The organism is Calothrix sp. UHCC 0171 (genome assembly GCF_034931845.1).
Lineage (GTDB): Bacteria > Cyanobacteriota > Cyanobacteriia > Cyanobacteriales > Nostocaceae > Brunnivagina.
This window is the reverse complement of sequence record NZ_JAYGHN010000002.1, coordinates 70,487-83,160: the sequence shown is the minus strand read 5'-3', so window position 1 is coordinate 83,160 and position 12,674 is coordinate 70,487. Positions and strand designations below refer to the sequence as shown.

At 37.8% G+C, this 12,674-nt stretch carries 6 protein-coding genes; 5 read left to right on the top strand and 1 reads right to left on the bottom strand.

Translation table 11 applies throughout. The features are described 5' to 3' along the window. Nucleotides 1-326 precede the first annotated feature (326 nt). Nucleotides 327-1,556, bottom strand: coding sequence for a succinate--CoA ligase subunit beta (locus tag VB733_RS02350; RefSeq protein WP_323338506.1), 1,230 nt, complete (start codon nucleotides 1,554-1,556; stop codon nucleotides 327-329). Nucleotides 1,557-2,360: 804 nt separating this feature from the next. On the opposite strand from VB733_RS02350, the gene VB733_RS02345 reads away from it, so the two are divergent. The 5 genes from VB733_RS02345 to VB733_RS02325 all read left to right on the top strand — a co-directional run bounded on the left by VB733_RS02345 (nucleotide 2,361) and on the right by VB733_RS02325 (nucleotide 12,664). Next, nucleotides 2,361-4,160 carry a hypothetical protein gene (locus VB733_RS02345; RefSeq protein WP_323338505.1) on the top strand — a complete coding sequence of 600 codons (1,800 nt, stop codon included), beginning with the start codon at nucleotides 2,361-2,363 and terminating at the stop codon, nucleotides 4,158-4,160. 607 nt (nucleotides 4,161-4,767) lie between these two features. Next, nucleotides 4,768-6,417: a hypothetical protein gene (locus tag VB733_RS02340; protein WP_323338504.1), complete on the top strand. Its 1,650-nt coding sequence runs from the start codon at nucleotides 4,768-4,770 to the stop codon at nucleotides 6,415-6,417. Nucleotides 6,418-6,852: 435 nt separating this feature from the next. Further along, nucleotides 6,853-8,352, top strand: coding sequence for an SLBB domain-containing protein (locus tag VB733_RS02335; RefSeq protein ID WP_323338503.1), 1,500 nt, complete (start codon nucleotides 6,853-6,855; stop codon nucleotides 8,350-8,352). A 471-nt stretch (nucleotides 8,353-8,823) separates the two neighbouring features. Next, a complete protein-coding gene (locus VB733_RS02330; protein ID WP_323338502.1) occupies nucleotides 8,824-10,755 on the top strand; it encodes an ABC-F family ATP-binding cassette domain-containing protein in 1,932 nt (643 codons plus the stop codon). A gap of 214 nt (nucleotides 10,756-10,969) precedes the next feature. Then, nucleotides 10,970-12,664, top strand: coding sequence for a PAS domain-containing sensor histidine kinase (locus VB733_RS02325; protein ID WP_323338501.1), 1,695 nt, complete (start codon nucleotides 10,970-10,972; stop codon nucleotides 12,662-12,664). The last annotated feature ends 10 nt before the right edge of the window (nucleotides 12,665-12,674 follow it).

The window sequence follows — 12,674 nt, the reverse complement described above, 5'->3', positions numbered from 1 at the left end:
TATTTCTTTCTCAAAAACCACCGAGAAATAGAATATTTTTATTTGATTTTTACTCCTGAATTTTATGGAGGTTCTTTCAGCACTGAACAAATGAATTGTGACTCATTATTTCTTAATCTCGCATCAATATCTCAGAGGCTACTTATCCAGTAAATCCTAAATCCAAGAAACCGGGTTTCTCCCTGGGCAACTATGCTGAATATTCACTTTCGATAGCAAAAACGGTTAGAAACTGAACTCCCTAAATCGCTATAGCGCCTTCCGATTAGACTTAAAGACTAATAGCTAAAGGCTTGTAATAAATAAATAGTCTCTAACATCAAAATCTACTTTTTAGACGTAACTGTTTTCACAAAACGAACCGCTTCGCTAACTGCTTCATCTAAGTTCTCTACCATTTCTATCGGGAAATCGTTATGTGCTTCTAACTCCGCCAATTGTTTTTTGGCAATGTCAAAATCAGCACCAGCTAACCTAACCACTAAACGCGGATAACTACTATCGCGTCGGTTTTTGTTGCCATGAGAACGTGATGTCTGGATTTTAGATTCGCTTTTTTGTTGTTGAATAAAATCAATAATGACTTCTCCAACTTCTGTAGCTTGAGGTATACTACCCAACAGATTAATTAGTATAACTTGAATACTTTTGTCAGCAGCCATAATTCTCAAAGCTTTTTCGAGGCGGCTACGAAAGGTTGTTGGGGAAGTATCAATCGAGGAAGCATGGCGTAAATTTAGACAAACCCCCGGTTTTCCTCCAGCATTGCAGACTAAATCCATTGTTGCTAACACTGAGCCGGCACCATTTCCTAATATACCGATTTTGCCATTGAGTTCCACTCCATCCCAGTCACTAAGATGGATATTTCTCCCGTTACCATTGTGGCGATGCACCATTTTTGTTGCCATTAGGGCGATATCAGGGTGTCTGGCGATCGCTCTTTCGTTCACACATACTGTACCATTCAATGCCATTACTTGTCCGGTAGAATTTATCCCTAGGGGGTTGATTTCCACTAAATCTAGGTCTTTTTCGACAAATAAATGGTACATTTTTTCAATTACATTGCTGACGGCTTGCATCAAAGCCCCTTGCAATCCCATTTTTAATGCTAACCTGCGGGCATAAAACGGTGAAAACTCTTGCTCGACGATTACATGCTGCATTTTTTCGCCAACAGATTCCCAATCGATATCGGCTTCGGGACAACCTAAAAGGACAGGACGACAAACCGCAGTATCAAGAACGACGGCAAGATATAATTCTTGTTCGACATCGTATTTAGCTTCCGCCAGCAATACTTCTGGCAAATTACCCATTATCGGCAGGTTAAAGATATTTTGGGCAGCTGCGATCGCATCAATTGTAGTTCCCACAAAGCGTACTCCACCAGCTTTTAACCTTGCGCCACTATGTACTTGGGATTTGAGTACAACTGGATAAGGAATTTTTAACCGTTTTAAATCTGTCGGATGATCAATTCGTTGCGAGGGTAATACGGGAATACCAATTTGTCCAAACCATTCTTTCACCTGATACTCTAATAAATCCATACCGTGCACCTGTCATCGCCACTTTAAGTATCAGTTCTACCGCTTCTAGCAATTTGCCTTGGGCAGCATCTCATACATTTATTTGGCTTTGATTCGCTATAAAAAGTTTTTTTACTGCTTTCAATTCTATCCAATTCAGTAGACTTGGTAAATTACGAATGATTGTTTTTTTCTCATATAAAAATAAATCTTGATGATTTTTATCAGTAATATTGCTTGTATCCAAATATGGGAGACATCTTTGTTACAAGCTTGGCGAGAATTCCGCAGAATCGAGGAATAATTAGCTAAAGGTGCGAATTCAAAGCTTCATGACATAGTCTGTTTTCGTAGAGGCAGCATTTCTTGTTGACTCGCCCATTATGACAATCCATTTAAATTCAGACTCAGCAGGGGAGGGGCAATCAGATGATAATTTGACACGAAATCATGACAATTTGAGCATTTATTTCCATAGAAGAGATATGACAAATTCCCATAAGTTTAATCCACGTTAATTCGAGTTAGCGATGAGTGACAGATAATGATTGGCAGTCAAAATACTTATCATTCCCATTTTTGTGGACAAAATTAGCATGTAAATACTCATGTGAACTGAAAAAATCTGACTGTTGATAGCTAGCTACTATACTTCTAAATTTAGACTTAGAAATTTTTAATCATTGCCAAAATATATTTTTACTTTTACTGAAAAATATTAAATTGTGTTAGAACGTTTGGCGGTTATATGTGAAAACTATGATTAGTCAAACTGTGTCTATAAATTCAACAAACGCAAGTATTTCATCGCCAGAGTATACAGGCATGAAGGCTACTGCCCAAATTGAAGACTTGGAATTTTTATCGCAGATTTTACAACAGCACTTGTGTCAAAATATTTCGTCAGGGGAAATGTTGGCTGTTAAGTGTGCTGTTAAAAATGACCAATTAATGATTTTAACTCAGCATCCCAAAAGTGTCACGACAGATGCCCAAAAAGTTTTTACATTATTAAGGGAAGTATTGGAATCATTATCTGTATATCAGACGCAAAAAGTACAGCTATACCTGCGTCAAATTGGCGAAAAACTCCCTTATGCCAAAAAAGATTTGATAATTTGTACACAGTTACCTGAAAAAAATCAAAATTCCCTCACCAAAGTAGAGGACTTAGATATCCCAACATCGACTCAGACATCGACAATGTTTGATTCTTCCTCTTCACTATTACATATTACTGGGGATGTAGTTGCAGAAAAATTCGACCCTTTAGCGGGAATACCCAATTTCCGCGACAGTCAAGCATCAAAATTTAAAAATAACTTTAAAAGTAACTTTAATCTCGCAATTTTCTTACTCATGGGGCTGCTGGCTGCTGGTATTTTCGGTAGCATTGGTTATTTGCTCATGAGTCCTTGCATATTCTCTACTTGTCAAGAATTACAAACAGCAAAATCTCTAGAGGGAAGATTACAACAGATAGCAGGTGATCTAAATTCAGAGGTTGATTTACAACTATTAAAAAAACAGCTTGATCAGAATGTGATATCTTTACAAAAGATACCAACTTGGTCACTACATCAGCAAGAAATCTCACAAATTAAAGCAAATTTAATCAGTGAGTCAGAGCAAATTACGCAGATGAATCAAGCTTTAGCAGCTGCTACAATTGCAGTCAAACAATCGCGGGGTTTGACAACTAATGTTGAAGAATTAAAGGTCAGACAACAGTTGTGGAGAAAAGCGATCGCACCATTAGAAACGATTCGCCCTGATAGTACATTATACAACTTTGCCCAGTCAAAATTATCAATCTATCGTAGTGGTTTACGAGCCGTAAACGTGCAATTACTAGCACAAGGCAAATGGCAGCAAAAAATTAATGATTCCCAAGCAGTTGCCAAAACCGCAATGCAACGTGAATCCACAGCCAAAACATTACCAGAATTACAACAAGCACAAGCAACCTGGCAAGTAGTTATCAATGCCTTAACAGGGATTCCCCAAACTAGCCCAGCTTATGCAGAAGCTCAAAAATTGTTAGCAGAATATCGACCGAAACTGATAGCAATTCGCGATCGCACTGTTAAACTAGAACAATCAACCAAAAATTTTACCCAAGCTGTGACAGCAGCAAAACTTGCCGAACAATACCAACAACAAAACCAATGGCAACAAGCCGCAAATAACTGGCAACAGGCATTAAATGCAATTCGCCAAGTACCTATAGAAAGTCCCTTTTATAACCAAGCGTTGCCCCTAGCAGAAGCATATTTTGTCGCTCTCAAAGAAGCACAAACTAAATCTCAATCTACTACAGATATCAATATTGATATCACCCATGCAGACTTAGAAAAAACCTGTATGGGAATGATTCGAGTTTGCAATTTTACTGTTGATAGTCGATTTATTAATGTTCGTATCACCCCCGAATATGAGCAAACCTTGGAAAGTAATGTCACTGATGCTAGTCAAGGAGAACAAAATGATTTTACAGATGTGACAAAACACCTAGAAACCTTACAGAATGCCTTAGAAGTAATTGGAGATAATGCGAATTTAGCTGTTTTAGTATTTGATGCTCAAGGACAGCAGATTTTTACCCATGTACCCAGAAGAAGTTAAGTTATTGGGGAAATATTATCATGCGATCGCATTCTGTAATAAGTAGAAATTTATGAATGCGATCGAGCTTTTCCAGATATGAGAACTTTCACCTTCATTTACTAGCCTTAGCAAACCCCATTTTTTATTTGTAAATTTATTGTAAACATTAAGGAACAAAGAACGATTAGGTTCTCGTCTAAATTGACATCAAACGGAAAAATTTCGGACAAGCAAGCTACTTTAAGTTTTCATCCTGAAAGTGTCTAGTATCGGATGAAACATAACTTAGCAATTTATCATTATTTACTTGTTAGTTATTTAGGAATGATATCAATATGGTTTGGTTAGGGAGAAAAAGGGTAAAAATAAGAATTAATCATCCATACGCTATTGATTCTAAAAGCTAATAGCCATTTTTACTTAACTGAACGGTATTGGGAATGATGTTTTCCCCAAAACTAAGAGTCGATGTCTAAAGTAAACCTTAAAACCAAAGAAACTAGCTTTCTTGGATTTAAGTATCAAGCATCATTGTTATCCTTTTGATGAGAAACTGAGTTCTAGTATTTCCCAAAAACTAATACTTAATGCTTAATTCTCAATAACTATATTCTATAGTGTGACTATGAAAATTAATTTTATCAATCATTCTATCGCTCAACAACACAGAGTGTTCACTGCCTTGATATTAAGTGGTATTTTATCCATTAGTAGTGGTATGACTTTGATTAAAAGTGCCACCGCTTCACCTGTGAAATCAATACTATCTTTGCAGACAGAGAATACTAAATCTCAAAATTTACCAATTTCTGTAAAAAATGCAATTTTTAGAGATTTATCTAGAAGGAGAGGTATTTTAATTAGTAATCTTGATGTTATTGAATATCAAGAGAAGACTTGGAATAATGGTTGTTTAGGTTTAGCCAAACCAGGTGAACTTTGTACCCAAGCTTTGGTTCCTGGTTGGCAGGTTACAGTTGGAGATGGTAAACAAAGCTGGATTTATCATACTAATAGGAATGGAAGAATTTTTCGTGTATCGGGGCAAAATATACCCAATAATAATTTAGCAAAGTTACCAGCAAATATTCGTAATTCAGTTCTCAAACATGCGGCTGATTTTCTGAAATTACCTATCTCGCAATTAACAATAATTCAATCAGAGAAACGTGACTGGAAAAATGGTTGTTTAGAATTAGTAGAATCAGGTCGTGTTTGCAGCCAAATAATTGTACCGGGATGGAAAGTTTTTGTTGGAACCAAGGAAAAAGTTCTTGTTTACCATACAAATGCACAGGGTTCAGTGATTCGCTTAAATCAAACAGAAAGCGACATCAAGGATAAGCAATTACCAGTCAATGTTCGTAATAATATTTTGAAAGCTGCTGCGGAATATAGTAATTTATCAGTCTCAGAGTTGCGAATTGTAGAGGTTGGAGAAATTACTGTTGATGGTTGTTTGAGTTTGCCAAAACCAGGTGAAAGTTGTACAAAAATTGCTCAACCTGCATGGAAAGTAACTGTACAAGCAAGAAAACAAAAGTTAGTATACCACGCCAAAAAAGATGGTTCGCAAGTACGATTAAACTTATTTGCCAGCAATCTTCAACTACCACAAAATATCGTCGATATCGTCTTATATCAAGCTTCACAACAGTCAAGGCTACCAATTTCCCGTTTAAAAATTATTACTTCCGAACGCAAACAATGGTCAGATTCTTGCCTGGGTATTCCTAATTCTCAAACAATTTGCGCTCAAGTTATTGTTCCCGGTTGGCAAGTTAAAGTTAGTGATGGTAATAAAAATTGGGTTTACCGAATTGGTGAATCTGTCACCGTGAGCTATGACAAAAATGCTAGTGAAATCAGCGTACCTATTCCCACTAGCGAATTACCACCGCCTTTAGAAAGTGGCGTAGTATTTAGACAAGTTACTAGTGGTGGCTTTTTCGCAAGAAATTACCAAACTATTTTGTTAGATGATGGACGTTTGATTCGTACTCGCATAGGTGATGCAAATGATTCAGAACGCAGTATATATCGTATTTCTCAACAGCAACTTCAAAATTTTCAAGAATTATTAGAACAGCAGGAAAATGCTTTTCAAAATGTTAACTATCCACCAACATTTGGTGCGGCTGATTATCTAACTTATACAATTACTTCTTCCAATGGAACCGTTCAATTCAATGATATTTCCCAAAATAATTTACCCGAATCTTTAAAAGTGGTAGTGAAAGCTTGGAATGATTTGAATAGTAATAATATTCGCTAGAGAGCTAGGCAGCAGATTACCCGATTATCGGAGTTTCTTGAGAATAACAAATTGTTAAAAACTTAATTGTTGCTTGAGAAACCCGGTAAATTTCCAGAGAGGTAATATCTTTGACAATTTAGTCAACATATAACAACATCATAAATTGCTCAATGAAATTTATAATATGAATCTATGCAATAAGCTCTTGACAAAATACAGAAAATATCATTTGATATTCAGTTATTTAGCAAATGAAACTATTTAAAACCCAGAAAGGATTGACTTTAAACTAACTTCATTAAAAATTTAAATTCATGCATACTCAAACTCCTGACAATTAAACTTATTCCAGAAGATGGTAATGATAGGGAACTTGGATACTTACGTATAGTCAAGATTACAATGTTTGGAGCTAAAAATACTTATCTTAGCCGCAGGTAAAATCAGGTAAATATGGTTAATACAAAAACTTTGAAACTATTGTCCCACCCAATACTAGCTTTCATGCTGCTAACCAGTATCAGTGCGGCATTTTCAACCGCTAGTTATGCCCAAGCTCAAAGGCAGCAGCAAGCACCACGGACGGCTCCAACCCGTGCATTCCCAACCACTTTCACTTCTGCGCCTTCTGGCGTATTAGATACCAATTATACTTTGGGTGGTGGTGACCTCATCAAAGTCAACGTATTTGAAGTACCAGAATATACAGGAGAATATCAAATTCCCCCAGGTGGAGCCATAAACTTACCATTGATTGGTAGTGTTCCTGTTTTGGGATTAACAACTGAACAAGCAGCCGATGAAATTGCCCGTCGATATGCACGATATCTCAAACGTCCCATCATCTCTGTTAACCTGCTATCACCACGTCCAATTAACGTACTAGTCTCTGGAGAAGTTACCCGTCCTGGAGCCTACAGTCTGAGTTTGCAGGGTGGTGCAGGTAACAACCCTGGGGTACAGTATCCGACCATTATTGCTGCGATTACCAACGCCCAAGGTTATACTCTCAGTGCAGATATTACCCAGGTTCAAGTTCGTCGCCGGATAGGACGCAGTGGGGAACAGCTTGTGAGTCTGAATTTACAAGAATTATTACGAACTGGTAGGCTCCCTCAGGATATTACTCTTCGCGACGGTGACACAATTTTTGTCCCCAGAACTACTAGCTTCAACTTAGCGAGCGCACGTAATCAGGCAGCTTCCAGTTTTGCGGCAGATCCAACTAGACCCCGTACTGTTGCCGTAATTGGTGAGGTTTTACGTCCGGGTTCCTACTTAGTCACTTCCGGTGCTAATGAAGGTGGTGACAACAACAATCCATCGAACCTACCCAACATTACAGGGCAGCCAACGGTAATGCGAGCAATACAACTGGCGGGGGGAATTGGTCCCCGTGCTGACGTGCGGAATGTAGTTTTGCGCCGTCAAACCCGTACTGGCGAACCTCAAAATATCAATATCAACCTCTGGCAGTTGTTACAAGGGGATATTGACCAAGATACGATTCTCCAAGATGGAGATACGTTATTTATTGCGACAGCGACGGATGTTAATCGCTCTGAGCTAACACAGCTAGCCACCACTACCTTGTCACCCAGCAAAATTCAAGTGGGTGTGGTTGGTGAAGTTAAAAGACCTGGACCTGTTGATATTCAGCCAAATAGCACTTTAAATCAAGCCTTGTTAGCAGCAGGTGGATTTAACGATGCTCGTGCCAGCCGACAAACAGTTGATTTAGTTCGTCTCAATCCTGATGGTTCTGTGACTAAGCGCGAGGTGAAAGTTGATTTGGCTGCGGGTTTAAACGAGCAAACCAATCCAGTTCTACTGAATAATGATGTCGTTATCGTTAACCGTAACGGTTTAACCAAGACTGGGGATACTGTTGGTACTGTAATTAACCCATTAGGGGGTATTTTGGGTATTTTCCGGGCTTTATTTGGGTTTTAGAATTTATTTGCTTTAATTTTCATGTTGAGACACCTAGCTTCTTTTTGGGAAGGCTAGGTTTTTTGCTTTGAGTGAATGACGCTTCTCCAAACTCCCTCCAAAAACTTTGTGGTAATTGATTTGTATTCTTAACTGAACTGTATTGGAGTATGTATGTACAGAAAGACACATAGGAATTGCGATCGCACTGATAAAATTTTGAAGCGAGTTGAGGTTTAAGTTTATTGATTTGTTGTCTCACTCGTGCTTTGCATAGGTGAGATACTGTCTCAATATTCTGGACTAAAAAACGTTAAACTATGTATCGTAGATAATTTTAATGATAGTTGATTGTGTTTTGGAAATTAATCTAACATAGGTAAAAATCAATCGAATCATAATTTATTTGCTAAATCAATATGAATAAATAACTATAGAATTTCTAGTATTTCTTCAATTCCCATTGCCAGTTGTCATTTGTAACTAATTATTATGAGTCTTGTCACCCTTCAGTCAGTAAAAAAAGATTTTGGTATCAAAGAAATTTTAATCGATGCCAATTTGAGCTTAGATGCCAATGATAAAGTTGGTTTAATTGGTACTAATGGTTCGGGTAAATCAACCTTGCTGAAAATGATTGCTGGTATTGAACCAATTGATGGCGGACAAATTTTAACTAACTCCGGTGCAAAAGTAATTTATTTACCCCAACAGCCAGATGTTGATGAAAATCACACTGTTTTGGAACAGGTTTTTGCTGATAGTGGGGAACAAATGTCTTTGGTACGGGAGTATGAGGAAATATCTGATAAGTTAGCTCATTATCCGGAGGATAATCAGTTAATGTCGCGCTTGTCTGCTGTGATGCAGCGTATGGATACAACTGGAGCTTGGGAGTTGGAAACGAATGCTAAAGTGATTCTTTCCAAGTTAGGAATTACTGATTTTAATGCGAAGGTGGGCACTTTATCTGGTGGTTATCGCAAACGCATTGCTTTAGCAACTGCTTTACTATCAGAGCCTGATTTATTATTAATGGATGAGCCGACAAACCATCTGGATGCGCTTTCAGTGGAGTGGTTACAAAGCTATTTAAATAGATATCGTGGTGCTTTATTATTAATTACTCACGATCGCTATTTTCTGGATAAGGTGACTAACCGTATTATTGAGATTGATAGGGGTGATATTTACAGTTTTGCTGGTAACTATTCCTATTATTTGGAAAAGAAAGCATTAGCAGAAGAGTCAGTTGCTAGCAGTCAACGTAAGTTTCAAGGTGTATTGCGCCGAGAATTAGAATGGTTAAAACGTGGTCCGAAAGCTAGAAGTACAAAGCAAAAAGCGAGGATTCAGCGTATTGAATCCATGCGGGAAACTGAGTTTAAACAGGGATTGGGGAAAGTTGAGATTTCCACTGTCACAAGACGTATTGGCAAAAAAGTAATTGAACTAGAGAATATTTCTAAATCTTATCATGGACGTACTTTAATTCGCGATTTTAGTTATGAATTTAGTCCCGAAGATAGAATTGGCATCATTGGTGGGAATGGTGCTGGTAAATCAACTTTGATGAATATTATTACTGGCAAGGTTGAGCCAGATAGCGGCAAGGTAGATATTGGAGCAACTATTTATATAGGTTATTTTGACCAACATTCTGATGACTTATTGGCGGCTTTGAATGAAAATCAGCGAGTGATTGATTACATTAAAGAAGAGGGTGAATTTGTCAAAATTGCCGACGGAACACAAATTACAGCTTCGCAAATGTTAGAGCGGTTTTTATTTCCTGGTAATCAGCAATACGCACCAATAAGTAAACTGTCGGGTGGAGAAAAACGGCGTTTATTTTTATTGCGAATTTTGATGAGTGCGCCTAATGTTTTAATCTTGGATGAGCCGACTAATGATTTAGATGTACAAACGCTAGCAATATTAGAGGAATATTTAGAAGACTTTGCTGGGTGTGTCATCGTAGTTTCCCACGATCGCTATTTTCTTGATAGAACTATTGATACAGTTTTTTCCCTAGAAGATGGTGGAAATATCCGCCAATATCCTGGTAATTATTCTGTGTATCTTGACTATAAAAAAGCGGAAGAAGACAAGGCGCAGCAAACAGTTGAGACTAAAGAAAAACCGAAAAATATTGAGGTAGAAAAATCAGATTCCTCGTTGAAAAAGACGGATTCTAAAAAGAAAAGTAAATTATCAAATTGGGAAAAACGCGAATTTAGTGAACTGGAAGCGAAAATTGCCCAACTTGAAACCGAAAAGGCCGATACTGAAAAAGCAATGGCGAATGCTCCATCAGGAAATTACACTCAGGTTCAACAACTTTATGAAAAAGTTGAGGAACTTAAGCAAGCTATCGATGTAGCCACTGAACGATGGATGGAATTGGCAGAAATTGAGTCTTAGAGGCTATTTATCAAATAAAGCTTAATTTTTTGAGCTTTGGGTATTGGGTATGATAATTCTTAAATTGCCCTCCAATTGCCGATTTGAATTGATTGAATTGTCATAGTAGTCAACTACCCTGCTGTTAATGTTTCATCCAACAGGGTGAATGCATTTGTTCACTTTTAAATTTAATCTAAAAGAATCGGGATTAGGGATGAGGGGGAAAGGGGAAATGGGAAATGGGAAATCGGCTGGTTTTAGTCTATTGCTCTCCTCTACTCTCCAAATGCCCAATGCCCAATGCCCAACCAATGTCCAATACCCAATGCCCAATTTAAATTTTTCGTTATTGGAAAAAATTGCTGCTAGTTTACCAGGAGTAATTTTTCAAGTTCTGCAAAGACAAAATAATTTATTTGTTGTTTTCGTCAGTTCCCGTTGTCAAGAATTATGTGAACTCGAACCAGAAGCTATACAAAATAATTTTCAAGTTTTACTGAATCTTCTGCAACCGCAGGATATTCAAATTTTTTCAGACTTATTCATCACATCAAATACTACAAATACTGCAAATATTACTATTGCCCCCTGGTGTTGGGAAGGTAAAATTATCACCCCCAGCAGCAAAATCAAATGGGTGCAAATCTCTGTACATCCAGAAAAACAAGCGAATGGGGATATTCTTTGGGAGGGTTTAGTAATGGATATTACAGCCCGCAAATTGACAGAAGAAAATTTACGCGCCACTGAGGGACGATATAAAGCATTAGCAGAAAAATTTTCTAAGGCATTTCGTTGCAGTCCCGATCCGATTACAATTAGCACTTTAGCAGAAGGACGCTACATTGAAGTTAACGATAGCTTTGTGCGCTTGACAGGGATTACGCGCGATGAGGCTGTGGGGAAAACATCATGCGAGTTAGGTATTTGGGTAAATCCCAGCGATCGCACTCAATTATTACACGAATTAGAAACCAAAGGCGCGGTGAATAACCTCGAATTTGAATTTCGTTGTCAGTCTGGGCAAATAATCATCACCCAACTATCGGCGGAGATAATTGATTGGGAAGGGGTAAAATGTATTCTGGCAATCAATAAAGATATTACTAAACGTAAACAAGCAGAACTAGAACTATATCAATTAAATATCAATTTGGAACGGCAAGTCGAAGAAAGAACCGCACAGCTACAGCAAAAAATGCAGGAAATTCAAGAACTCAGCCGCATCAAAGATGTCATGCTACATACTGTTTCCCATGATTTGCGAACCTCTGTCATTGGTAATTTGATGGTATTAAATAATTTAATTGAAGGGAAAAAGACGGCACAAGCTGGAGATTCCCCCACTTCCCTCGCAATTCCTGACTCAATCGTCCAACGGATGATACAGGGGAACGAACGACAACTGGGAATGATTGATTCATTACTAGAAATTAATGCCGGCGATACTAAGGCATTAATTATGCATCAAGAGGAAGTAAAATTTGACACTTTAATCAAAGCAATCATTCAAGACATTGCCTCACTTTTAGATAAATATCAAGCTAAATTAAAGAACTTCATCGGGGATAACTTGCCAATCGTTAAAGCCGATCAAGAATTATTACGTAAAACATTTGTTGCTTTATTAACCTATAGTTGTCAAAATAACCCGCCAGGACTCAACATTACCCTAAAAGCAAAAATCGCCGATGGGAAAATTCACTGTACCATTCAAGATGACGGTATTGGCATGAACAAACAAGAATGCGATCGCTTTTTTGATTTACATATCCGTAATCCCCAAAGCCGTTCATCTACTAGCACTTGTTTAAAATTATATATGTGTCGCCAAATAATCAAGGCACATGGCGGTGAGATTTCCGCCATCCACAACCGCAAGCGAGGATTAACCTTTTTGTTTACATTACCCATTGTCACTGGTTAATGGTGATTGG